This window comes from Urbifossiella limnaea (assembly GCF_007747215.1).
GTDB lineage: Bacteria > Planctomycetota > Planctomycetia > Gemmatales > Gemmataceae > Urbifossiella > Urbifossiella limnaea.
The window spans coordinates 5,773,048-5,796,826 of the sequence record NZ_CP036273.1 but is presented as its reverse complement, the minus strand read 5'-3'; the positions used below and the strand labels follow the sequence as shown (position 1 = coordinate 5,796,826).

The 23,779-nt window shown below is 72.0% G+C and carries 15 protein-coding genes and 1 pseudogene; 6 read left to right on the top strand and 10 right to left on the bottom strand.

Annotation, left to right across the window (positions count from 1 at the left end):
- Positions 1-810, bottom strand: coding sequence for a pyrroline-5-carboxylate reductase (gene proC / locus ETAA1_RS23600; RefSeq protein ID WP_145242898.1), 810 nt, complete (start codon positions 808-810; stop codon positions 1-3).
- Positions 811-927: 117 nt separating this feature from the next.
- On the opposite strand from proC, the gene ETAA1_RS23595 reads away from it, so the two are divergent.
- The 4 genes from ETAA1_RS23595 (at position 928) to ETAA1_RS23580 (ending at position 6,079) form a co-directional block, all read left to right on the top strand.
- Positions 928-2,451 carry an MFS transporter gene (locus ETAA1_RS23595; protein WP_145242895.1) on the top strand — a complete coding sequence of 508 codons (1,524 nt, stop codon included), beginning with the start codon at positions 928-930 and terminating at the stop codon, positions 2,449-2,451.
- Between the two features lie 91 nt (positions 2,452-2,542).
- Entirely contained in the window at positions 2,543-2,929 is a 387-nt protein-coding gene (locus ETAA1_RS23590) for a hypothetical protein (RefSeq protein WP_145242893.1), read from the top strand.
- Positions 2,930-2,962: 33 nt separating this feature from the next.
- Positions 2,963-3,841 carry an alpha/beta hydrolase gene (locus ETAA1_RS23585; RefSeq protein ID WP_145242891.1) on the top strand — a complete coding sequence of 293 codons (879 nt, stop codon included), beginning with the start codon at positions 2,963-2,965 and terminating at the stop codon, positions 3,839-3,841.
- 291 nt (positions 3,842-4,132) lie between these two features.
- Positions 4,133-6,079, top strand: coding sequence for a hypothetical protein (locus ETAA1_RS23580; RefSeq protein WP_145242889.1), 1,947 nt, complete (start codon positions 4,133-4,135; stop codon positions 6,077-6,079).
- Between the two features lie 54 nt (positions 6,080-6,133).
- Here the strand turns inward: ETAA1_RS23580 and ETAA1_RS23575 are convergent, their stop codons facing one another.
- Positions 6,134-6,760 (bottom strand): hypothetical protein, encoded by a 627-nt coding sequence (locus ETAA1_RS23575; protein WP_145242887.1) that lies wholly within the window; start codon positions 6,758-6,760, stop codon positions 6,134-6,136.
- Between the two features lie 140 nt (positions 6,761-6,900).
- Positions 6,901-7,218: pseudogene (locus ETAA1_RS23570) on the bottom strand (TIGR03067 domain-containing protein); the annotation flags it as partial.
- A 453-nt stretch (positions 7,219-7,671) separates the two neighbouring features.
- Here ETAA1_RS23570 and ETAA1_RS23565 point away from each other — a divergent pair.
- Entirely contained in the window at positions 7,672-8,001 is a 330-nt protein-coding gene (locus ETAA1_RS23565) for a hypothetical protein (protein WP_145242883.1), read from the top strand.
- A gap of 298 nt (positions 8,002-8,299) precedes the next feature.
- Here ETAA1_RS23565 and ETAA1_RS23560 read toward each other — a convergent pair whose 3' ends face one another.
- The 5 genes from ETAA1_RS23560 to ETAA1_RS23540 form a co-directional block, all read right to left on the bottom strand.
- Entirely contained in the window at positions 8,300-9,982 is a 1,683-nt protein-coding gene (locus ETAA1_RS23560) for a prenyltransferase/squalene oxidase repeat-containing protein (protein ID WP_145242881.1), read from the bottom strand.
- A 75-nt stretch (positions 9,983-10,057) separates the two neighbouring features.
- Complete coding sequence (locus tag ETAA1_RS23555; RefSeq protein ID WP_145242879.1) at positions 10,058-11,542, bottom strand: hypothetical protein; 1,485 nt, start codon at positions 11,540-11,542, stop codon at positions 10,058-10,060.
- Positions 11,543-11,725: 183 nt separating this feature from the next.
- Positions 11,726-12,214, bottom strand: a complete 489-nt coding sequence (locus ETAA1_RS23550) for an ExbD/TolR family protein (RefSeq protein ID WP_145242877.1) — start codon at positions 12,212-12,214, stop codon at positions 11,726-11,728.
- 109 nt (positions 12,215-12,323) lie between these two features.
- Positions 12,324-12,821, bottom strand: coding sequence for an ExbD/TolR family protein (locus ETAA1_RS23545; RefSeq protein ID WP_145242876.1), 498 nt, complete (start codon positions 12,819-12,821; stop codon positions 12,324-12,326).
- A gap of 106 nt (positions 12,822-12,927) precedes the next feature.
- Positions 12,928-13,755, bottom strand: a complete 828-nt coding sequence (locus ETAA1_RS23540; RefSeq protein ID WP_145242873.1) for a MotA/TolQ/ExbB proton channel family protein — start codon at positions 13,753-13,755, stop codon at positions 12,928-12,930.
- Positions 13,756-14,013: 258 nt separating this feature from the next.
- Between ETAA1_RS23540 and ETAA1_RS23535 the strand changes: the two genes are divergently transcribed.
- The gene (locus ETAA1_RS23535; protein WP_145242871.1) at positions 14,014-18,456 is read left to right on the top strand and encodes an SUMF1/EgtB/PvdO family nonheme iron enzyme; all 4,443 of its coding nucleotides are present in this window, start codon (positions 14,014-14,016) and stop codon (positions 18,454-18,456) included.
- 8 nt (positions 18,457-18,464) lie between these two features.
- Here the strand turns inward: ETAA1_RS23535 and ETAA1_RS23530 are convergent, their stop codons facing one another.
- Positions 18,465-19,424, bottom strand: coding sequence for an acetamidase/formamidase family protein (locus ETAA1_RS23530; RefSeq protein WP_145242869.1), 960 nt, complete (start codon positions 19,422-19,424; stop codon positions 18,465-18,467).
- 31 nt (positions 19,425-19,455) lie between these two features.
- Entirely contained in the window at positions 19,456-23,451 is a 3,996-nt protein-coding gene (locus tag ETAA1_RS23525) for a ThuA domain-containing protein (protein ID WP_145242867.1), read from the bottom strand.
- Positions 23,452-23,779 lie beyond the last annotated feature (328 nt).

Genomic DNA, 23,779 nt, shown 5'->3' with positions numbered 1-23,779 from the left:
CTATTCCTTCTTGCCGAGTTCGGACGCGCGCCGGGTCGCGGCCTCGACGGCGTCCATCAGCGCCGCCCGCACGCCGGCACGCTCCAGCGCGTGGAGGCCGGCGATCGTCGTGCCGCCGGGGCTCGCCACCGCGTCCTTGAGCGCGCCGGGGTGGCGGCCGGTGTCCAGCACCATCTTCGCGGCGCCGAGCACCGTCTGCGCCGCCAGCTTCTGCGCCACGTCGCGCGGCAGGCCGGCCTTCACGCCGCCGTCGGCCAGCGCCTCGATCATCACGTACACGTAGGCCGGGCCGCTGCCGCTCAACCCCGTCACGGCGTCGAGCTGGCTCTCGCTGACCCGCACCGCCTGACCCACGGCGCCGAACAGCTTGCCGACCACCGCCGCGTCCGGGCCGTCGCCGCGGGTGGCGTAGCCGCTGGCGCTGGCGCCGACTAGGCACGGGGTGTTCGGCATCACCCGTACGATCCGCACGGCGTCACCCAGGCCGGCCGTCAGCTGTGCCAGCGTCACACCGGCGGCGATGGAGATCACGAGGTGCCGCGGCTGCAACGCGGGCCGAATCTCGGCGAGCACGTCGGCGACGTACTGCGGCTTCACCGCGAGAACCAGGATGTCGCAGGCCGTGACGTGGGCGTTCTGCCCCACGGCTTCGACGCCAGTGGCCTTCGAGAACGCGGCTCGGGCTTCGGGGGAGGGGTCGGCGGCGCGGCAGCGCGGCAGGTCGAGCAGGCCGGCCGCGGTCCACCCGCCGGCGAGGGCGGTGGCCATCTGCCCGGCCCCGAGGAACCCGACCGCGAACGGACCGTCCATCGCGCCTCACCCGCGAAGGGAAAACGCCATTGTACCACTTCCGGCCACGGAAACACTGGCACCGCGCCCCCGGCGCGGGTATATCTGGCGGGAACCTCCCGCCGCACCGGACCCATCATGTCTCACACCGCCCCCACGCGCACCGGCTGGGCCAGCCTCCGCGACCTCAACGGCTACCAGTGGTTCGTGTTCATCGTCTGCTGCCTGGCCTGGGACATGGACTGCATGGACCAGCAGCTGTTCGCCCTCGCCCGCCGGCCGGCGATGGTCGAACTCGTCCCCCAGGTGACGGCCGCCGACCCGCGGGTGGCGGCGCTCAAGACCGACCTCGAACGAAAGGCGGCCGAGCAGGGGAAGAAGGCGCCGACGACCGAGGACGCGCGGACGGCCGTCCACGACGCGGACATCGGCAGCGCCGCCGGGTGGGCGACGACGTGGTTCCTCGTCGGCTGGGCGGTCGGCGGCATCGGCTTCGGCATCCTCGGCGACCGGTGGGGTCGCGTGAAAACCCTGATGGCCACCATCCTCCTGTACGCCCTGTTCACCGGGCTCAGCTCGCTGTCGCAGTCCGTCTGGGACTTCCACGCCTACCGGCTCCTCACCGGGCTCGGCGTCGGCGGGGTGTTCGCGGCCGCGGTGACGTTGCTGGCCGAGACCATGCCGGACCACGCCCGGCCGTTCGTCATCGGGCTGTTCCAGGCGTCGTCGGTGCTCGGCAACTGCAGCGCCGCACTCCTGAGCATCGGGTTCGGCAAGATGGTCCTCGACGGCACGTTCGACGGGCAGACGTGGTTCGGCTTCCCGCTCAGCCCGTGGCGGCTCATGTTCCTCGTCGGCATCATCCCGGGGCTCCTGGTCGTCGTCATCCAGGCGCGGCTGAAGGAGCCCGAGAAGTGGACGCAGGCGATGGCCGCGGGCGGGGTGAAAAAGGCCGGGTCGTACACCGAACTGCTCGGCGACAAGCGGTGGCGGGCGAACGCCGTGTTCGGGCTCATCCTGGCCCTGTCCGGCGTCATCGGCCTGTGGGGGATCGGGTTCTTCTCCTACGACCTGCAGCAGTACGTGTTCAAGCCGGTGTACGCCGCGGAGGCCGACGCCCTGGTTCAGGCCGGCGAGCTCGAAGCCGCCCGGCGAGGCGCCTACATCCAGTGGCAGACGACGCTGTGGGCCGGGCTCACGTCGCTGCTGCAGAACACCGGGGCGTTCTTCGGGATGCTGACGTTCAGCTACATCGCCTTCCGGTCGGGCCGGCGGCCGGCGTTCGCGGTGGCGTTCGTGATCGCCGCCGCCAGCACCGCCCTGGTCTTCGGCGTGCTCAGCGAGCGGTGGCACATCTTCGTGCTGATCCCGCTCATGGGCTTCTGCCTGCTGTCGCTGTTCGGCGGGTACGCGATCTACTTCCCGGAGTTGTTCCCGACTCGGCTGCGGAGTACCGGCACGAGTTTCTGCTACAACGTCGGCCGGCTGCTGTCGGCGCCGGGGCCGGCGATGCTGGGGTTCCTCACCAGTACGGTGTTCGCCAGCTACCCGGCCCCGTTGCCGCTCCGCTACGCGGGGATGGCCATGTGCAGTATCTTCGCGCTGGGGCTGTGCGTGCTGCCGTTCCTCCCCGAGACGAAGGACCGTCCGCTGCCGGAGTGACCAACGGGTTCCACACGGCCGCTAGCCCCTTGACTCGACGCCCGCGTCGGTGACAATCGCCCTCACACCGACCGGCACAACGGAGGCGGCGATGCAGTACGCCACGGGCTTGCTCCTCCTCACCGCCCCGGCCGTCGCGGCCCAACCGCCCGCGACACCGGCGCCGGCCGTCCGCGTCGTCGTCCCGGCGACGGGCACGCTCGTCGTGCCCACGACGCCCACCCCGCTCCCCCCGCTCCGCGGCCCCTTCCGCGTCCGCGCCGCCACGGTGATGACGCACGTCGTCACCGACATGACCGTGCAGATGTTCGAGGCGATCCCGCGGGCCGTGGCCGAGTCCGTGAAGCGCGGCGACTTCCGGGTCGAGTTCGGCTTGTCGGTCACGCCGCCCGCGCCGCCTGCGCCCGACGCCGCGCCGCCGGCGCCGAACCCGCCGGTCCGCGGCCTGCTCCGCCGGCTCGCCGCACCTCGCCCTTGACGCCGCCGCCCGCAGCCGGCATACAGCCGGGTCATGCGCCCCGCGCCCGCCCTCGCCGCAGCCCTCGCCCTCTTCGCCGCGGCCGGCTGCGCCAGCCTCCCGCTCGGCGCCGTCGAGAACCGGATCGTCTTCTTCCCGCACCCGTACCCCATCGGCGACTGGACCCCCGACCCGCGCGTGCGCGACGTGACCATCGACTCCGCGGACGGCGTCCGCCTCCACGGCTGGCTCGCCGAGCCCGACAGCGGCCCGCCGCGTGAAGTCGTGCTGTTCTGCCACGGCAACGGCCGCAACGTCACCACCCGCCGGCACGTGCTGAGCCTGTTCCGCGACCGCCTGGGCTGTTCCGTCCTCGTGTTCGACTACCGCGGCTACGGCAAGAGCACCGGCCGGCCGTCCGAGGCCGGGGTACTGGCCGACGCCCGCGCCGCCCGCCGCTGGCTCGCCGACCACGCGGGCGTGCCGGAAGGCGACGTCGTGGTCGTCGGCCACTCGCTCGGCGGCGGCGTCGCGGTGGACTTGGCGGCGACCGACGGGGCGCGGGCGCTCGTGCTGGAAGGGACGTTCACGAACCTGCCGGACGTGGCCGAGTCGCACGTGCCGTGCCTGCCGGTGCGGGCGGCGATGCGGGCCGGGCTCAACTCCGTCGGCAAGATTCCGGCGTACCGCGGGCCGCTGCTGCAGGTCCACGGCGACGCCGACGAGGTCGTGCCGTACCGCCTCGGCCGCGAGTTGCACGCGGCGGCGAACGAGCCGAAGCGGTTCGTGACGGTGCCGGGCGGTAACCACAACGACCTGTACACGCCGGAGTACGTCGCGGAGTTGGACCGGTTCCTGGGCGCGCTCCCCCCGCGAGCGGCGGGTGGGCTCGCCCCCCGAACCCCGGCGGCTGTGGGAGCGTCCGTCCCGTGAAATTTGGGCGCGGGTGATGGCTTCCGGCCCGAGAACCGTCTATACTCCGGGAAAGTTTGCGCCCCAGCCGTTCCCCACGACGGCCCGCGCAAGCCGCCCGCCTGGCCCCGTTCCCCCGCACCGACGCGGACGGCCGACCATGACGGGCTCCGCCGCGACGTGCCACGGTGACGGATGACCGACCGGGAACGGTCCGCCGCGCCCAGCGCCCCGGGTGTCATCACCCCGCCCCCCGACCGCGCCGACCGAGTCAGTTCCCCGAGCACCGACCAGCGAGACGATCCCGCGTCCATGTCGTCCATCCTGTCGCTCCGACCCCCCGGTCGTGTCATCGCCGAACCCGCCCCGCCGCGCCCCTGGCTGGCCCGCGTCCTCGTCGGCGAGTGTGAACTCCCGCCGTTCCTGCCCGTGCCGCTCCCCGCGTTCCCGCGCAGCGCCGCCGAAGCCGACGCCGTGTCGCGGGCGCTGGCGTGCCCCGACTTGTTCGTGCTCGACGCGCCGGACCGGGCCGCACGGGAGCGGATCGTTGCCGACCTGGCGCGGTGTGCGGCACTGCGCGGGGAGCGCGTCCTGGTGCTGTCGCCGGACCCGGTCGCGGCCGACCGGCTCGTCGAGATGGCGGCGAGCGACGCGGCGGTGAAGGCGATCCGCGCCCTGGCCGACGACGAGAACCCGCACCGCCCGAGCCCCGTCGCGAACCGCCTGACCACCGCCGCCGCCGGCCGGGGGCGCGTGGACGGCGTCCGCCGCACCGCCGAAAACGAGTTCCGCGCCGCCGCCGCCGAGCTGGCCGCGGCCGAGGCGGTGGCGACGGTCGCCGCTGCTCTGAAGGCACTGGCCGACCGCTTCGCCGCCCTCGAGGCGACGCGCGCCGAGCTGACCGCCGCCCGCGAAGCCCCCCCGACCGCCGAGCCGGGAACGCCGTTCGCCGCGGACCTGGCCCGGCTCGCCGCCGCGGCCGACGCCGCCCGCCAGCCTCTACTCGCCGAGCGGACCGCGGCGACTGCCCGCCGCGCCGCCGCGGACGCGGCGCTCGCCGCCGCGAAGCAGTACCGCAGCGACGCGACCGACCCCGCGAAGAAGTCGGGCTTCTTCGCCCGGTTGCTGCACAAGCCGAAGCCCCCGGCCGACCCCGCCGAACTCGACCGAATGGTGGCTGACGCCGAGCACGCCGCGAAGGACGCCGCCGGCCGTGAGGCGGCGGCGCAGGCCGACGTGGACGCCGTCGACCGCCGGCACGCGGCCGAGGTCGAGCAGCGGTCCGCGGCGGAAGCGGCGGCCCGGCGGCCCGACTTCGACGCGAAGCTCGCCGCACTGGCCGCGGAGCGCGACGAGGTGGCCGGTCGGTTCGTGCTGACGGGGAAGGAACTGACCCGCGCCGGCGTTCCCACCCCGGTGCAGCTCACGCCCGACGCCGCCGGCCGCGTCGCCGCCGAGACGGACGCCAAACGCGCCGCCGCGGCGGCGCGTCGGACTGCGGCGCGGGCGCGGCTCGACGACCTGACCGCGGCCGGGAGCGAGCTCTCAGGGCGGACGCTGGCGGAGGCGCGGGTGGTGGTCGGCACGCCCGGGAGTTTGGCGGCCGACCCGGTGTTCGTCGGCCCCGCGAGCGAGCCCCCGTTCGCGCTACTGATTCTCGATCACGCCGAGGACGTGGGCGAGGCCGACTTCGCCCGGCTGTCGCCGCTGGCCGGTCGGTGGGTGCTGGCCGGCGACCCGATGGGCGGCAGCGAGCGGAACGGCCGCCGCGGCGGGGCGCTGCTGGCCCGGCTGGCGAAGCGGCTCGACCGCGACGGCTGGGGCCGCGACGGCGACCGGCTGGTGGTGCGGCTACTGCCCGATTCGCCCGTGACGGCGCGGGAGCCGCTTCTGGATCACCCGGACGTGGAGCTGCGGTTCGCGGCGGGCGGGGCGCTCGCGGCGATCGCGTTCCCGGCGCGGCTGCCGGCGGCGGACGCGCACCGCTTCCTGGCCGACCAGCTCGGCGAGTGCCGCCCGCGGCCGTGCGGCCCGGTGGTGTGGCACGACGCCGACGGCGTGCTGACCGCGTGCTGGCCGGCGGCCGAGACGACGGCCGGCGACTGGGCCGACGTGGGCGACGGCGTGCGGCTGCGGACGGCCGGCGGGTTCACCGCGGCGGTGGCGTTCGACGCGTCGGCCGGTTGGGACCGCGCCGCGGCGGAGGCGTGGCTGGCGGCACGGGTGCCGCCGCCGGGCCGCGTCGCGGTCGTGCGCTGAAGGCGTGCACTTCTGTTCTCGCGAGGCCACGTGTCGTCTCGCGCCGTTCGGCGATCAAGGCCCGGGTGCCGGCTGCAGGAAGACGGCCGCTGTGAACATGTCGGGCCCGAACACGAACCGCAACCGGCCGTACGTCAGTACCCGATTCTCGTCGCGGGACGTCGGCTCGCCGAACTCCCGCTCCAGGGTTCGCGGGTGGACGGGCTCGTTCCCCGGGCCGATGAACACCTCTGCCCCAGTTCCGCCGGCCGGTCGGCGGCGGTGGTCGCGGAGGTAGGCGGTGTCGAGGAGGAGGCGGAGCTCGACCTCGTCGGTGGTACGGGACGTGGCTGGCCACGCGGCTGTGGCCGTCGCGAGGTGCGCGAGTGCCGCGTCGAAGCGCTTCGCCTGGGCCGGAGTCAGGTCGCGGGCCGCCTTGTCGCGCACCCCGGCGAGCTTGGAACGGATGGCGGGGTCGTCGCCGTACCTTAGTGCCAGCGAGTACGTCGCCTCCGCGGGGCCGAAGTCGCCGGCGTCGGCGAGGGAGTCGGCCCGTGCCACCAGCCGGGCCAACAGTGACTCCCGTTCGTCGGCTCGGTCCTTCGTGCCGACAGCGGGTTTGGGCGGGTCGGGCCGGCCGCACCCGCACGCGGCGACCACAGCCGCCAAGGCCACAGCCCGGATTCGGGACGCGCGGGACATGCGTGTTCTCCACACGCCGCGGGGCGCAGGAACAACGGGCACTCGGTACACAGCCGGTCGCCGGTCCGGATCGCCGCGGCGAGCCGCCATCGTGACGCGCCGCGCGCGTCACAACTTCCGGCGGTGGGGCAAGGTTCGGGTCACTTCTTGACGCGATTGTGGACGACGAGCGTCCGGGTGCCGGCGTCGGCCTTGAACGCCGTGGGCCGTTCCTTCCCCTCGGGGTCGAAGCAGACGGTGAGCCTGTCGCCGCGGATCTCGTAGATGCCGAGGAGGACCGCACCCTTGTTCGGGCCGGCGGTCACCTTCGAGTCGAGAGTCTTCGGCGACTTCGACGGGTCGAGTGCCTGCGTGGCCGCCTCGATCACGGTGTCGCCCGTCTTCACCGAGTACGAGTCGCCGTCGAACGTGACCAGCATGCCGCGGAGCAACTCCTCAGGCAGCTTGCGGCCGCCGACCTCGACGGATTCGAACGTTCACGTGCCCTGGAACGCCTTGCGGTCGGTCGCGACGGCCTTGTCGTCCGGCCGCGCGCTCGCCCCGGCGACCGCAAGAGCGGAGAGCAGCGCCAGAAGTGCGACTCGCATCCGGGGTTTCTCCAACGATGGCGTGGTGGCCGCGCCCGCCGCCGGCGGCTCAGGCTAACCGAAACCGGAGCGACGGTCAAACCGCACGGGTTGCCGCGGGCGGCGGAGTCGTACAATACCCGTCTTAGACCCGAAGCCGACGAGTGGAGACCGCCGTGGGGATTCAGCACAAGCGGAAGGAACTGCGGACCGCCAACAAGCGCCGCCGGAAGAAGAAGAAGCACGAAGCCCGCTCCACCAAGAAGTACAAGGCGTAAGCCCGCCGGCCGGGCACGCTCGTTGCACCGACCGATCGTCGCCCGACACCCGGAGAGGAATTCCGTGATGCGCACCGCCGCCCTGTCGATCGCCGCCCTGGCCGCCGTCGCGGCCGGCGCCGGCGATGCCGACGCCCAGTACATCGTCCGCCGCGGTGTGGTTTACGCCGCCCCGTACCCCGGCTACTATCTCGCCCCCGGCAGCTACGTCGCCCCCGGCGCCTTTTTCGCCCCCGGCAGCTACGTCGTGCCCGGTGGGTACGTGGCGCCCGCGGCCGCTGTGGCCCCGGTGCCGACCGTGATGTACGCGGCGCCGGCCGCGGTCGTCGCCCCGGCTCCGGTGGTTAGCTACGGCTACTACCCGGTTTACCGGGCCGGCTGGCGCGGCTGGCGCTGAGCCGCATGCGGGCAGGTAGCGCGAACGCCCGGGGGAAGCACCCCCGGGCGTTTCACTTTGACGACTCTGGTCGTCACCCCTTCGGCCTGAAATCCCCTGGTGCGGCCGGCTCACACGTCACCTCGGGCGGTGCTACGTCGTCGGCAGCGCCACAGCAACTCTGGCCGGCGGCGATCCACTCTTCCAACGTGATCTCGCGCGACGGCGGCGGAATCGGCGGGTCGGTCGGCATCGGGCTCCCCGTCAACGAGAAAGCCCGGGGGCACAGGCCCCCGGGCTTGCGGTCCGCCCGCCGCGGTCAGTCCGCGGCGCCCTGGTTCCGCTTGTACAGCGGCAGGTGGCGGTAGTACACCTCGAGCGTCAGCAGCGTCAGGCACGTCGTGCCCACCCGCCCGCAGTGGCTGCCGATCGTCCCCGGGTCGGGGTTCCAGCTGCCGCTGTCGTTGCCGTTCTTGCTCTGCGTCTTCACGAGCCAGTCGCGCATGCCGCCGAGCCGCTTGCCGGTGGCGTCCTTCGGCCCCTCGTTCCACTCCTGCCACTCGGGGCCGCCGTAGAAGTGGACCACCTGCGTGGCGTAGTAGTAGTAGTACATCTCGGGCGTGCCCGGGTTCGCCTTCACCTGCTCCAGCGTCCGCGGGGCGCGGATGCGGTCCGTCTTCGTCACCGTGTTCACGGCGTCGGCCTTGGTGTTGCCGAACAGGCCGATCGAGCCCTCGGCCATGCCGGCGTTGTTCGGCCCCCACCCGTCCACGTAGTAGCGGCAGAGTAGGCCCACGGCCGTCAGCGCCGTGCCGGCCCGGCCGTTCGGCTGGGTGTACCCGTAGGCCGACTTCAGCGAGCCCGACGACACCCGGTTCAGGAACTCGACGGCCCGTTTCACCGACGCCTCGGGCACGGTGATGTCCTTCGTCAGCTGCGCGGCCCGCAGCGCCTGAACCTGCCAGCCGACGATCGACGTGTCGCCGGTGGTGCCGGCCTGGTAGCCCCAGCTGCCGTCGGCCCCCTGGGCGCGGACGATGTAGTTGATCGCGGCCTGGGCGTGCGTAAGCAGGCCGCGGTCCTTGGTCATGCCGTACGCCTCGCACAGGGCCATCGTGGAGATGGCGTGGCCGTACATGTACTGCGGGCTGCCGTGGTTGAACCGGCCGGTCGAGATGTTGAGGTCGTTCTTCAGCCAGGTCAGGCCGTCGGACAGCTGCTTGGTGTACTTGCCGCCGGAGCGGTGCGTCTGGCCGGCGGCCAGGAACGGCAGCAGCGCCAGGCCGGTGGACGTGGCCCAGTCCTTGGTCTTCATCTTCGGGTCGCGCGGGTCGAACTCCCAGTACCCGCCCGGCTTCTGCTGGTTGGCGAGCCACTTCAGCCCGGCGGCCACGGCCGCCTCGCTCTCGGAGTTGCCGCCGCCCTCCTTCAGCAGCCGGCTCTTGGTGCCGCCGCTGCGGCCGGCGAACTCGGCCTGTGCCAGGCCGTTCGCACCGCCGGTGCCGCCGACCGCCATGCCGGCGTCGCCGGTGGCCCCGGGCGTCGTCAGGTCCGACGACGGCAGGCCGATCGCCGACAGCGCGTTGGAGTCGTTCGTCTTGGCGTCCGGCACGCCGACCGGGTCGTCGGTCACGACGCCGACGGAGGTCTTCTCCGCCTCGCGCTCGATGTCGGGGATGGCGGCCTCGTGCGGCTCGAAGCCGATGTCCTCGATCGTGAGGTCCTTGGTGCTCTCGTCCGTCTCTTCCTTCTCGACGGTGGTCGCCAGGATCTTGTCGACCTGCTTCTTCTCCGGGCCGCGGAAGCCGAAGATGAGGAAGGCCAGGGCAATGATGCCGAGGTGGACGAGGCCGCTGACGACCCACGCCGGCAGGTGGCGGTTGACGAGCCGGTCGTGCAGCGTCTCCTCGACGCCGCCGACGCGGCGGATCACGGCCGGGCCGCCCGCCGGCTTCGGCGGCGGCGCGGGTCGGTTGTTCGCGGGCGGGGTGGCGTTCGGCATGCTCACGGTCGTCTCCCTCGGGCGGGCGGTGACGGTTGAACTAATGTATCACACGACTCCGAGCGAGTCACGGACTTACTCGGTGAACGGGTTCTTCACCCGGGCATTCTCGAACTCGGCCCGGGCGCGATCGTCGCCGGCGCGAAACCACCGGCTCAGCAGGAACGCTGACAGGGCCAGCGACACCACCCCGCCGACGATCACCGGGATGAACCACTTCACCCACTCGCGGGGGCCGTCGGTCGGGTCGGTGGTCACCAGCGACACGCCGCGGGCCAGGATCAGCGGCGCCTTCTTCCACTTGTGCCGGGCCGGGTCGTCGCCCGCGGGCTCGGCCGACTCGTAGTGGAACAGCTTGAAGAAGTAGCCGGCCACGACCACGTTAAAGTTCATGAGGTTCGCCGGCGCCACGCCGTCGGGCAACTCGGTGAGTACGACGCAGACCGGGTTGCCGCGCGGCTCGTCGTGCGGCACCACCCACGCCTCGTACAGGTTCGGCACGCCGGCCTCGACCAGCCGCTTGCTCCGCTCCACCGCCTTCACGCGGATGAGCCGGCCCTTGATCTGCACCAGCTTGAACTGATAATCCTCGCGGCCGGTCTGGAACAGGTCGGCGAACGACAGCTTCGGATTCGCGGCGGCCTGGAGGGCGTCGAGCTCGAACTTCCGCACGTGTAGCAGCGTGCGGTTCCACGCCGCCGTCTCCTCCCAGTGCATCGGGTCGCGGCTGATCGGGGCGTCGTCGCGGACCAGGCGGAAGACCCGGTAGCGGGTCGCCAGCGCCAGGTCGGTGGCCTCCGGGGGCGGGCCGGGGAGCGGCGTCACCGACTTGCCGACGACCACCGGCGCCTGCGGCTCGCTGGCCAGCTTGAAGAAGAAGCCGGCGAACGCGACCCAGCGCTCGGCGGCGAGCCACTCGCCGGCGGGGGCGCCCGCGGCCGGGGCCGGCGGAACCGGGAAGCCGGTCGGCAACTCGGTGAACACCACCCGCACCGGGTTCGCCGGCGACTCGTCCACCGGCACCAGCCAGCCCTCGTAGACGGCCGTGATGCCCACGTCGGCGAGCGCCTTCACGGGCGTGACGCGGCGGAACTTCGTGAGCGTGCCGTCGAACCGGACGAGCTCCAGGCGGAAGTAGCGTCGCTGCGGCTGAGTCAGGTCGTCGGGCGTGAGGTCGGTTGCGGCGTACTTCTCCAGGTCGGCGGCGGCGAGGCCGTGGGCGTGAACCACCACCTCGACCCAGGCCGCGGCTTCGTCGGCGTTCTGCTTCTCGGACGCCAGCGGCCGGTCGTCCTCGATGCCGCCGGTCACGGTCTTCAGCTTGGCGTCGAGCCGGCCGCGGAAGATGGCCCGGTCGGGGTTGGGGACGGCGAGTGCCCCGCCCTTCGGCCGCCATTTCGTCTCGTTGAACCGCTTGAGCTCCTGCGGCGGGAGCGGCGGCTCCTCGTCGAGTTTCTCGGGTTGGGCGCGAACGCCGGCTGCGCAGGCGAGAGCCAGACCGGCCGCAAGGGCAAACCGGGAACCAACTTGAGCGGCGGAATGGCTCCGGCCGAATGACATGCGAGCAACCCCTCCACAGCATTGGACGGTCGATTGTGCCGGAAGTTCCCGCGCCGCAATCGCTTTCTGGCAACCGCGTGTCCGCCGGTGGTCACGGGCCGACCTGGATGGGATACCACCGGTGCCGGTTTGAGCCCCGAAGGGGCGGCAGCCAACAGCCCAGAGCAAAGGCCCTGGGAGCGTCTAGCGGCTCTTGGGGTTGGCCGGGATGGGGGCGATGTCCTCGAACTCGGCCTGGCGGGCCACGTCGAGCAGGCGCACCACGTATTCGTGCAGGATGCCGTCGCCGATCTCCAGCGTCAGCTTACTCGGACGGCCCTTCAGGTCGGCGCGGCGCTTCCGCAACTCGGCCCCGTAGCGGTCGAAGCTGGCCCCGATGGCGTCGCCGCCGGGGGGGCCGTCCTTCTCGCGGATGGTCATGTTGCCGACGGTGCCGTTCGGGCCGCTGTCCACGGTGACGACGAACGTCACCGGCTTGTCGTCGGTGGCGCTGGGGACGGCGTCGCCGCCGCCCTCCTCCTTCGGCAGCGACATGGCGATCTGCCCCTCGCTCGGGGCCGGCCGGAACGTGAAGATGAAGAACGCCATGAGCTGGAAACTCATGTCCAGCATGGGCGTGATCGGCAGCTCGACCGTCACATCCTCGGTCACGTTCTTGTGCTTGGCGGACATCGGGGGGGACCGTGGGACCGTGGGACCGTGGGACCGTGGGACCGTGGGTTTCGCAGTGGCGGGACGCTTTTGGTCCCGGAGTCCCACCGTCCCCCGGTCCCGAAGTTCCCTACTGTGCCGTATTGCCGCCGAAGCGGATGGCGCGGAGCTGGGAGCGATCGTACCCGGCCGAGCGGCACGCCTTCATCACCCCGTACACCTTCTCGAACTGGGCCTCCTTGTCGGCCCGAATGATGACCAGCGACGGCACCGGCCCGGCCTGCCCGTCCTTCGGCTTCCGCTTCATGTCCATGTCGTGCCGCCGCTTCATGTACGACATGACCTGCTGCGGGTTCGTCAGCGTGTTGTCCTTCGCGTCGTCGCTGAGGGCGTCGAGGCCGGCCAGGATCACCTTCCCCTCCTTGTCCACGTTCAGGAAGATGACGAACTCGTCGGCCTTCTCGATCGGCTTGGCGACGACCGCCTCCGGCAGCTTGATCGCCTCGCTCACCTGCTCCATCACGAAGTTCGCGCACACCATGAAGAACATGACCAGCTGCAGGACCAGGTCCAGCAGCGGGATCAGGTTCGGCTCGCACTTGTCGCCGCCGCTGCTGCCGTGACTCATTGGGGAGGCCAGTGGTCAGGGGACACAAGTCCGGGAACGGAAGACAGGAGGCCGGGAACAGGCGGTGTCGGGTGTTACCTGTTCCCGGCGTACGCTCCACTGGTTACTACCGCGGCGGCATCGGCGCCCCGGGCGCGGCCGGCCCCGGCGGGGCGCCCGGCACCGGCGCCCCCGGGGCGCCCGGCGCGGGCGGGCCCTTCTTCGAGTTGTGGTACATCTGCGTCAGCAGGTCCTCGGCGATGTGCGCCGTGTCCATCGTGATCTTCGTGATCCGGTTCTTGAAGAAGGCGTTGAAGAAGATGGCCGGCACCGACACGCCGATGCCGAACAGCGTCACCACGAGGGCGTGCGAAATGCCCTCGGCCAGGGCGCTGGCGTTCGGCGTGCCGGTGCTGCTGCCGAGCACCATGAAGCTCTCGATCATGCCGTACACCGTGCCGACCAGCCCGAGCATCGGCCCGAGCGACGCGATCACGGCCGTGTAGTTGTTCTTCTGGTCCTTGTCGCTCTTGATCGCCTCCAGGGCGTTCATCGCCGTCTCGCGGGCGTCCTCGATGCCGTACTGCAACCGGCCCATGCCGGCGGTCAGCACGCGGCCCAGGAACGACGGGTCGTTCCGCGCCAGGTCGAAGGCTTCCTTGAACTTCCGCTTGTTGACGGTGTCGGTGAACTCGTCCACGAACCCGGGCGGGATGGCGTTCTGCATCCGCAGGTCGAGGATGAGGAGCACGCACAGGGCGACGAGGATGATCGACAGGCTCAGCAGCAGCGGCCCGAACACCCACCCGACCGACTTGATCATGTGGAAGACGATGTTGTCCTTCGGCTTTTCCTCCTGGGCGGAGGCGATTTCCGGGAACAGCGCGAGGGCCAGCACGGCGAGGCCGGCAACGAGGACGAACCGGCCGGGGGGGAGCAGGCGGGTCAGGGGCATCGGCGAGTCCTGGGTGAGAGCGGTCGCAACGTCCGGGCCGACGGGATTCCGGTTCGACGCCCCGCCGGGCCGACGGGTTCCCGAATCGGGCGCGGGTAGGGCACGCGAGGCGGGTGCGGGGCCGTTCCTTATTAGGATGGGCTGTAGCCACCGTCGTCAAGGAGATTTTCGGCCGCCGGGCGACGGTTGTGCGAAATTCCGTGAGCCGGTCCGTGCGCCGACTGCGCATAACACCCCGGACACCTGCGGGGGACGCCCGTGACGGAAGAAACCCTGTTCGCCGCCGCCCTGGACCGCGCCGACCCGGCCGAGCGGTCCGCGTTCCTGAACGCCCACTGCCCCGACCCCGAGGCGCGGCGCCGCGTCGAGGAGCTGCTCGCCGCCCACGCCGCGGCCGGCAGCTTCCTGAACCACCCGGCCGTCGGGGCCGACGCGACCGCAACGCTCCCGCCGACCGACCCGGACTCGACCCAGACCCGGGCCGGGCACGAGCCGGGGGGCGCGGCCACGGGCCACGCCGGGGGGCGGGCCGCCGATCCCACGGAAGTGCTGGCGTTCCTCTCGCCGCCGACGCGGCCCGGCTCGCTCGGCCGGCTGGCGCACTACGAGGTGCACGAGGTCCTGGGCGTGGGCGGGTTCGGCACTGTGCTCAAGGCGTTCGACGACCGTCTCCACCGGGTCGTGGCGGTGAAGGTGCTCGCCCCGCAGCTGGCCGCCAGCGGCGCCGCCCGCGCCCGCTTCCTCCGCGAGGCCCGCACCGCCGCCGCCGTCCGCGACGAGCACGTCGTCAACGTCTTCGCCGTGTCCGACGACGACGCCCCGGTGCCGTTCCTGGTGATGGAACTCGTTGCCGGGCAGACGCTGCAACAGAAGCTCGACAAGGCCGGCCCGCTGCCGCCGAAGGAGGTGCTGCGGATCGGGGCGCAGATCGCCCGCGGGCTGGCCGCGGCTCACCGACAGGGGCTCATCCACCGCGACATCAAGCCGGCGAACATCCTCCTGGAGAACGGCGTCGAGCGGGTGAAGGTGACCGACTTCGGCCTGGCCCGCGCCGCCGACGACGCCAGCATCTCGCAGTCGGGCGTGGTGGCCGGCACGCCGATGTACATGAGCCCCGAGCAGGCCCGCGGCGACACCCTCGACACGCGGAGCGATCTGTTCAGCCTCGGCAGCGTGCTGTACGTGCTGTGCACCGGCCGCCCGCCGTTCCGCGCCGAGAACACGCTGGCGGTGCTGAAGCGCGTCGTGGAGGACGACCCGCGGCCGGTGCGCGACGTGAACCCCGAGGTGCCGCGCTGGCTGGCCGACGTGGTGGCGAAGCTCCACGCCAAGATCCCGGCCGACCGCTTCCAGACGGCCGAGGAGGTGGCCGACCTTCTGTCCGGCTACCTGTCCGAGTTGCAACAGCAGGGGACCGTGGTGTCGCGGGTGGCGCCGAAGCCGGCCCCGCCGCTGCGGCCGGCGAAGAAGCGGCGGCGGTGGCCGTGGGTGGCGGCGGGCTGCCTGTTGCTGGTGCTGCTGACGCCGGTACTGCTGGTGCTGCTCGGGATCGGCCTGCCGGCCGTGCAGAAGCTGATGAACGACGACCGCGGCGAGGTGATCGTGGTTCGGGCGGCGGGGCTGGAGTCGGTCCGCGCCCTCCGCGACGGCGACTCCCCCGGCGACTGGCAGGACGTGAGCAACGGCCAGACGCTGCGGCTGCCGCCGGGGCACTACACGCTGGAACCGCGGTTCGCCGCCGGGCTCACGACGAAGCAGTGGGACGTGACGGCCACCCAGGGGCGGTTCGGGGGCGGCAGCGTCTCGATCGGCAGTACGCAGGTCTCGCGGTCGGCGCGGTTCGAGGTCGTCCCCGGCGGTCGCGTCACCGCGCGGGTCGAGGTGACCCGGACCTCCCCGGGCTCCGCCCCCCCCCCGCCCGCGGTCGCCCCGTTCGACCCGGCAATGGCCGAGTTGCAACAGAAGGGATGGGCTGCACACCTCGGCGTCCCGGTCGAGTTCACCCACCCGTCCGGCGTCGCCTTCCGCCTGATCCCGCCGGGTGAGTTCGGGATGGGCTATACCGACGTCGAACTGGCCGCCGTCCGGTCGAGTCTCAAGTCGCTGCCGAACGTCGGCGACTACCAGCGGTTCGCGGCCGAGTCGAGCGGGCCGCGGCACACCGTCCGCATCACCCGGCCGTTCTACCTCGCCAAGTACGAGACCACCGCCGGCCAGTTCCGCCGGTTCGTCGAGGCCGCCAAGCACGCCCCGACCGGGACGATCGACTGGACCGGGTTCGTCACCCCCGGGCAGGAGGACCGGCAGCCGGTCGTCGGGGTGAGCTGGGCGGACGCCGAGGCCTTCTGCCGCTGGCTCGGGCCGGGGTACGAGCTGCCGACCGAGGCCCAGTGGGAGTACGCCGCCCGGGGCGGGGCGCCCGGGATTTGGTCGTTCGGCAACGTCCCGACGAAGCTGCTCGACCACGCCGTCTTCGGCCAGGCCTGGCCGAAGCCGGGGCCGGTCGGGCTGAAGGCGCCCAACCCGTTCGGCCTGTTCGACGTCCACGGCGGGGCCGACGAGTGGTGCCGCGACTGGCACGTCGCCGACTTCTACCGCCGGTCCCCGATCGACGACCCGGCGAACCTCGACCCGCCGACCCAACCGAACACCGGGCGGGCGTCGCGGGGTGGGTCGTGGAACGCGGCCGCGGTGTACACGGAGGTCGCCTTCCGCTCGTTCGACAACCCGACCCGGCCGGCCCTGCCGAAGGGCTTCCGGGTCGCCCTGACCGGCGACCTCAAGGCCGCCGTCGGTGCCGCTACGGGGGCCGGCGGGGCGTGGGTGTCGCTGTTCAACGGGAAGGACCTGACCGGGTGGAAGACCGTCCCCGGATCTCCGGCCAACTGGACGGTCGTCGATGGCGTCTTGACGGGCCGCGGGCCGGTCCAGAACTACCTTTACTCGGCCCGCGGGGACTACCGCGACTTCCACCTCCGGGCCGAGTGCCGGGTCAACGACCTGGGCAACAGCGGGGTCCACTTCCGGGTGACCGTGCCGACTGCGGAGGTGATGGGGGCGCCGCCGGGGTACGAGGTGCAGGTGGCGGGGCCGGCGGCCGACCAGAACGCCACCGGCAGCCTGATGATCTTTCCGGCCCACGAGTACATGCTGGCCCGGGTGACGACCCCACCCGTCCCGGCCAACGTGTGGTTCACCCTGGAGGTGATCGCCCGCGGGCGGCGGGTCGTCGTCCGGGTGAACGACAAGGTGCTCGTCGACCACGAGCACGCCGGCCCGGAGGTCGGGCACCTGGCCCTCCAGGCGTTCCCCGGGACGACGGCCGAGTTCCGCAAGGTCGAGGTCAAGGAATTGACGCCCGAGCCGGCCGCCCCACCGCCGGACGTGCCCCCAGTCTCGGCCGCGGAGGCGAAGGCGCACCAGGAGGCGTGGGCGGCGCGCCTCGGGGTGAAGGTCGAGTTCGAGAACAGCGTCGGGATGAAGATGCGCCTCATCCCGCCGGGCGAGTTTACGGCCGGCACCACGGACGCCGAAAGGGCCCAGGTGCTGGCCGACCTCCGGGCCGGCTCGGCCCCGCAGTTCGTCCTCGACGAGGTCGCGGCCGAACCCCCCCCGGCCCGCGTCCGTGTGTCCGACCCGTTCTACGCCGCCGCCCACGAGGTCACCGTCGGCCAGTTCCGCCGGTTCGTGGCCGCGACGGGTTATCAAACGGACGGCGAGAAGGCCAAGGACGGGGGGTGGGCGCACCGCGACGGCCGGTGGCAGCGGCACCCGGCCCACCAGTGGCGGACGCCCGGAAATTGGACCCCGGGGGACGACGAGCCGGTGACGCAGGTGAGCTGGAACGACGCCCGGGCGTTCTGCGCCTGGCTCGGGAAGGAGGACGGCCGGGCGTACGCCCTGCCGACCGGCGTGCAGTGGGAGTACGCGGCCCGCGCCGGGTCGGCGGGCCGGCACGGCGCCGCCGACGGCGTGGCCGCGCTGGACGCGGCGGCCTGGTTCGCCGGCAACCTCCCCGCCGCCCGCCCGGAGCGGCCGCAGCCGGTGGGCGGGAAGCAGGCCAACCCGTTCGGCCTGTACGACACCCTCGGGAACGTGTGGGAGTGGTGTGCCGACGCCTCCCCCCTGCGGCCCGGCGGCCGCGTGACCCGGGGCGGCGGCTGGAACTCCGGCCCGGCCTCCGCCCGGGTGAACATCCGCGGGGCGGGCGAGCCCGATCGGGCGTGGGACGCCGGGACCGGGTTTCGGGTCGTCGTCACCGGCGACCTCCGCGCGCCGGTCGCGCCACCCGCCGTCGCCCCGCCGCCCGGCACCCTTGTGCTGCCGCTGCCCGAGCCGTGGTCGGCCGCGGTGTACGCCGCCATCATCCAGGCGCGGCGGGAACGGGTGGCGGCGGCGGAGAAGGGGCTAGCCGCGGCGAAGGCCCGGTTCGACGCCGGCCTTAACACCCGCCGCGAGGTCGCGGAGGCCGAGATCGGAGTGTTCGAGGCGCAACTCGACGGCGCGCCCGCCGCCGGGGCGGTTCGGCTCCTCGAACAGATCGTCGAGCGGCACGAGACGCGCCGGGCCGTCGCCGCCGCGCGGGTGGAGGCCGGCGTCCTCACCCCCGACGCCCTCAACCCGATCGACGCCGACATCGCCCGCGCGAGATCGCGGCTCGCCGATGCCCGACTCGCCGTGCCGCAGTCCAGGAAGGATTAACCCCGGGTCTACAGGTACTTCCGCGGCAACTCCGCACCGGCGACGAACGCCAGCTTGCCGAGCTTGCACATCTGGTACACGTTGATGCGGAAGTCCGGGCACGTCGTCACCAGGCAGTAGGCGTCGGTCGGCGTGTAGCCGTGCTCGGTGATGAGCCAGTCCATCAGGTTCACCGTCGCCGCCTCAACCGCCCCCTCCAGCGGCCGCTCCGCGTACACCGACACCACCGACGCCGGCTTCTCGATCCGCATCCACGGGATGCGCTTCTGCTTGATGATGTCCAGGCGCAGCCGCACGGTCGCCATCGTCTCGGCGGCGGTGCCGGTGAACTCGGTGTCGCCCTGACTGGCGTGAACGTCGCCGAGGTACAGCAGCGCCCCGGGGTGGAACACCGGCAGCAGAATGCGGTTGCCGGGGGCCACGTCGCGGATGTCGAGGTTGCCGCCCCACGGCCCCTGGCCGTCGTTGCTGGTCGTCACCTCGCGGTCCGGGGCGACGCCGATCGTGCCGACGAACGGCGTGATCGGCCAGCTGATGCGGTCGCTGAAGTGGAGGGTGCCGTCGCGGGTCGTGCTGCTCGGGCCGGGCGTGTGGCGGAAGATTTTCGTGGTGTACCCGCCGGACAGCTCCGGCCAGCGGGTGGACTCGCCGAGCGGGCCGCGGCGCGGGCCGGCGGCCGTCCACGAGTACGCCTCCACCTCGATCTCGTCGATGGTGATGACGAGCACGTCGCCGCGCTCGGCACCGTCGAGGAACACCGGGCCGGCGATGGGGTTGACCATCGGCGGGATGCGGTCGAAGCCGGGCCGCTTGGCGGGGTTGGCGTGGTCGGCGGGCGTCTTGAAGTAGCCGGTGCTGGCGTCGTAGGTTTCGACGGCGAACGGCTCGCCCGGGGCGACGCGCAGCAGCGGCTCGTCGCGCCAGTCGAACGCGTACTTCTTCGCCTGCTCGCGGCGGATGGTCTGCACAGCCGGGCCTCCGAAAAACTCTGATCGAATATCAGTCGCGCACCCGCGCGCCGGGCGTCGCCAGGTCGTTGAATCGGTCCACCGGCTCGCGGGCCGCCCAGGCGATGCCGCGCAACAACAGCACCCGGAATAGCGGGTCGTCGAACGTCCACGCGAAGTGGCCGGGGATCGACACCACTACCCGCCCCTTCGCCGGCTCCAGCGTCCAGAACAGCGGCCGGTCGGCGCCGTCTTCCTTGCCCGACGCCAGCAGCGTGATCCGCTTCGGGTCGCCGGTCATCTGCCAGTAACTCTCGTCGTGCAGCTTCAGCTTGTCGAAGTTCCGGCCGACCGGGTGTCGCGCACCCGTGTCGAAGCCCAGCTCCAGCGGCCCGTGGCGGAACCGCAGCCCGGCCGCGTTCGACGCCAGACCGATCCGCTGCGCGAACGCCGGCGCCTCCGGCCCGCCCTCGACCGCCCAGTGGACGTACACCGCCCCGCCGCCGCGCGCCAGGAAGGCGTCCATGTCCTTCGCCCGTTCGGCCGTCCACGAGCCGCGCTGGTAAAAGACCAGCACGTCGGCCGCCTTCAGCTGCGCGGCGGTCGGCCACTCCTCGGCCGTGTCCACGGTCGTCTTCTCGGCGACGCCCAGGAGTTCCTTCCACGCCTTCGCCCACGCCGGGTAGTCGTGCTCGCCGGGGCCGTGGTCCTTCTTGCCGCTGACGAGCACGACGGTGATCGGCCGCGTCGGCAGTGGCGGGACGGGGGCGCCGGCCAGCACCGCGGCCACGTCGGCGCGGGTGCGCGGCTCGGGCGGGCGGGTCGGGCCATAGTCGGGCATCCGCGGCGGCGGCGTCAGCAGGAACGTCATCAGGTCGCGCATCCGGTCGGGGCCGAGCTGCTTCGGCAGCCCCTCGGGCATGATCGACTTCGGCGCCGCCGTCAACTTCTCCACGTCGGCCTTGGCCACCTCCGTGATCGTGCCTTTCTCGTCGCCGACGCGGAGCTTGTCGCCCGCGGTGCGGACGACGCCGGTGAGTGTGCGGCCGTCCGTCAGCTGCACCACGGACGCGATGTGGTCGGGGTTTACCGCGAAGCTGGGGTTCTCGATGTCGCGCAGCACGGAGGCGTAGTCGCGGTGGACGAGGTTCGACAGGTCCGGCCCGAGGTCGCCGCCGCGGCCCTGGACGGCGTGGCACTTGGCGCACGCCGCCTGCTCGCCGAAGAACTCGGCCCGGCCGCGCGCCCAGCTGCCGCCGTCGAGTTCGGGCGCTCGCGCGGCGACGACTTCGCGGCCGAGCGCCTTCGAGTCGGTGTTGGCCCACGGCAGGATAAATCGGTGGAGTTGCAGCGGGCGGGGCTGCGGGCTCTGCTTCGTGCTCTGCTTCGTGGTGAAGTGGATGCCCGTTGAGATGTTGCCGCCCACTTCGAGATCAAACGGTACGGGTGCCGTCGGTCCGACGTAAAGTGTCTTCAAGCCGCGATGGGTGGCAACTGTTACTTCTTCCGGCGGCGGCTCGTGGTCGAGCTGCGAACCCGGCTGCACGGCCGGCCGCAGCATGTCGGCGAGATCGAGTTTTGCCTTGAGCGTCAGTACGCCGGTTTTCGCAGTCTGCGCCCACAGCACGTCGTGCGGCGCGCTTCCGGCGGTCAACGACTGCGAAACCTGAAGGTCGGGGTGCGGCAGCCAGCCCCTCCATCTCGTACCGACGCTCGGTGTGAACGTCGCCTCGCAGCCGCAGAGGTCGAAGCCGAGGTCGATCGCCGGCAGCTGCCGCAGAGTGCCCTTCGGCGGCTCGGCGGGGCGGCCCATCCCCGGCAGCGTCAGCGCGTAGTGGACCGCCGCGGGTAGCGCGTCCGTCGCTAGTACCAGGGTGCGGCGGTCGGGCGTCAGCTGCGCCGACCGCACCGGGATGTCTACGCGCGGCGCGGCCTTCTGCATGTGAACGACCGCGTAGCCCGGCCACATCGACTCGAACCGGTCGCCGGCGCGGACGTACCGGCCGGCGGTCAGTGTCGTCCCCTTCAACACGTCGCGCAGCAGTGCCGGATCGACGGGCCGGTCGAACTCGACGCGCACCTCGCGCGGGCCGGCCGGCCACACGAGCACCGGTTGCGGGTGGTCGCGGTCGGTGTAGCTGATCTTGAACAGCTTCCCCTTGCCGGTCGGGCCGCTCCCCCAGTCGGGGCCACCGCCGTGGCAGGCCACCACCAGCGAGCCGTCCGGCGCCACGCAGCAATCGACCACGAGCATGTTCAGCGCCGCGATCAGCTGCGTGCCGGCGACGTAGCCGCTCGGCGTCTTCACCAGTTTCGTGCGGTACAGCTTGCCGCGCGACTCGCCCGTCACGATGGCGTCGCCGGCCCAGTGCTTCGGGCCGAACGTCGGGCCGCCGGCCGTCACCGGCTCGTTGAAGCAGAACCCGCACGTGGACTGGTGCTGCGGGCCGTAGTCGAACGTGCTCGGCTCGTCGGTCACGGCCGGCAGGTGTTTGGGGTGCCGCGACGGGAAGCCGTAGTGGCGGCCCTTCTGGATGTGGAGCAGTTCGTCGAGCGGGTTGCCGTTCGGCGCCCACGTCGCGCCTTCCTGGTCGGTGGCGAACAGGTCGCCGAGCTTGTTGAAGCGCAGCGCCACCGGGAAGCGGACGCCCGTCGCCACGATCTCGCGCGTTTTGAAGTCCGGGCTCAGCCGCTGGATCGTGCCCGTCTCGTCGGTCAGCTTGTACGCCGCCTTGCCGGCCTTGTCGCGCTGGTACGGGTCGGTGAAGTTGGCGCAGCCGCGGCCGAAGTAGACGGCCCCGTCACGCGGGTCGACCGCCACGCCGAGCGTGTCCACGGCGGGGAAGATTTCGGGCCAGCCGCTGGCGATCGTCGTGGCCTTGCCGTCGTCGGTGACGAGCGTCAGCCGGCCCTTCGAGGGGACGAGCGTGCCGCGGCCGTTCGGCAAGAAGGCGATGCCGAGCGGGCCGCGGAGCGAACCCTTCGCATCCCAGATCAGCTCGGCGCGCTCCTCGACGCCGTCGCCGTCCGCGTCGCGGAGCGCGTACAAGTTGCCGTTGTAGCCGAGCGCGATCAGTGAGCCGTCGGGCCGGTACAGCACGTTGTTGATGTTGGTCAGGTCCACCGGCAACTCGCGGACCGTGAAGCCCGGCAGGAACATCTGCACCGGCGGCGGGTCTTTCACCAACACGAGTGGGGCCCCGCCCGAGCCGTCGGGCGGTAACTGCTGCTTCAGCGCGGCGTGCTTCGCGCTCAGGTAGTCGCGCACGGCCTTCGCCTCGGCGGCGGGCAGCACGCGGTTGTAGACGAGCACCTCGGCCACGTCCCAGCGGCCGAGGCTATCTACCTTCTGCGGGCCGGGGCCGTTCGTGTAGTAGCGGGCGCCCACGGTGATCTCGTCGAGGCTGACGGGGGCGCCGTCGCGCGGCCGGGCGCCGGCGGGGGTGCCGTTCACCGTCAGCCGCAGGGCCTTCGCCTCGCCGGTCACTTCGAGCGTGGTCAACTCGCCGAGCGGTTGTTCGCCCTTGAGCAAGTTCTTCCACCCGCCGAAACCGCGGCCCTCGACGTTCAGCGAGTTGAATTTGACGGACGGGTTCGGGCCGTGGTCGAGGCACAGGCCGCTCTCGTAGTCGCGCTGGTTCGCATTGTTGAACGCCAGCACGCCGCGAAAGCCGCCGGGGTTCGCCCGCGGGGCGGCGACCACGAAGACGGTAAACGTGTCCAACTCGGCTGCCTGCTTCACGGCGCGGAGGTGGTCGTCGAGCCCGTCGAAGCGGACGACGGCGGCGCCGCCGGCGGGCAAGCGTGTGGGCCGGGCGTCGGCGACGGGCTGTCGGAGGTGGCGACCCTTGCCGGAGGCGTCGTACCAGGTTTCGAGCTTGCCGTCGTGCGGTGGCGGTGTGGAGGCGCTCGCACGGGCGGCGTCGAGCCACAGTTCGAGGCCGCCGGCGACGGGGAGTTTGGCGTCGGCCCACGGCTCGGCCGCGGCGACAGGGCCGGAGGCGAGCGCGGCGACCAGTAGGGCAAGCCACCGGCGGGCGGGGGTCATACGCGCCTCGGGAGAGTGTGCGGAGATGGTATAGCGGCTCGCGGCACTATTTTTCCTCGATCGCTGTCGAGTTTCTCGACAACGATTGGGATCCGTGAGCTCCCATCAGCGACTACTACTTGTCAGACTTAAGTGATTATCAAGTATCGCCTTACGGCGGTTAATCATCCAGTGAAATGCATCCGCCCCGACTGATCCATCCTGTTGAAGCGGCGGGAGTCAGTGTGTTTACCCAATCTTCCTGAACGGTTTAACTTGTTAGTCCCGTGCAACTGGTGTAAAGGTATTCGCAGTCTGAATCGTACCCGGGGAACAACCGCCCCGCACC

Coding starts and splice junctions, on each gene's coding strand:
- proC (WP_145242898.1), bottom strand. CDS start 810: ATGGACGGTCCGTTCGCGGTCGGGTTCCTCGGGGCCGGGCAGATGGCC.
- ETAA1_RS23595 (WP_145242895.1), top strand. CDS start 928: ATGTCTCACACCGCCCCCACGCGCACCGGCTGGGCCAGCCTCCGCGAC.
- ETAA1_RS23590 (WP_145242893.1), top strand. CDS start 2,543: ATGCAGTACGCCACGGGCTTGCTCCTCCTCACCGCCCCGGCCGTCGCG.
- ETAA1_RS23585 (WP_145242891.1), top strand. CDS start 2,963: ATGCGCCCCGCGCCCGCCCTCGCCGCAGCCCTCGCCCTCTTCGCCGCG.
- ETAA1_RS23580 (WP_145242889.1), top strand. CDS start 4,133: ATGTCGTCCATCCTGTCGCTCCGACCCCCCGGTCGTGTCATCGCCGAA.
- ETAA1_RS23575 (WP_145242887.1), bottom strand. CDS start 6,760: ATGTCCCGCGCGTCCCGAATCCGGGCTGTGGCCTTGGCGGCTGTGGTC.
- ETAA1_RS23565 (WP_145242883.1), top strand. CDS start 7,672: ATGCGCACCGCCGCCCTGTCGATCGCCGCCCTGGCCGCCGTCGCGGCC.
- ETAA1_RS23560 (WP_145242881.1), bottom strand. CDS start 9,982: ATGCCGAACGCCACCCCGCCCGCGAACAACCGACCCGCGCCGCCGCCG.
- ETAA1_RS23555 (WP_145242879.1), bottom strand. CDS start 11,542: ATGTCATTCGGCCGGAGCCATTCCGCCGCTCAAGTTGGTTCCCGGTTT.
- ETAA1_RS23550 (WP_145242877.1), bottom strand. CDS start 12,214: ATGTCCGCCAAGCACAAGAACGTGACCGAGGATGTGACGGTCGAGCTG.
- ETAA1_RS23545 (WP_145242876.1), bottom strand. CDS start 12,821: ATGAGTCACGGCAGCAGCGGCGGCGACAAGTGCGAGCCGAACCTGATC.
- ETAA1_RS23540 (WP_145242873.1), bottom strand. CDS start 13,755: ATGCCCCTGACCCGCCTGCTCCCCCCCGGCCGGTTCGTCCTCGTTGCC.
- ETAA1_RS23525 (WP_145242867.1), bottom strand. CDS start 23,451: ATGACCCCCGCCCGCCGGTGGCTTGCCCTACTGGTCGCCGCGCTCGCC.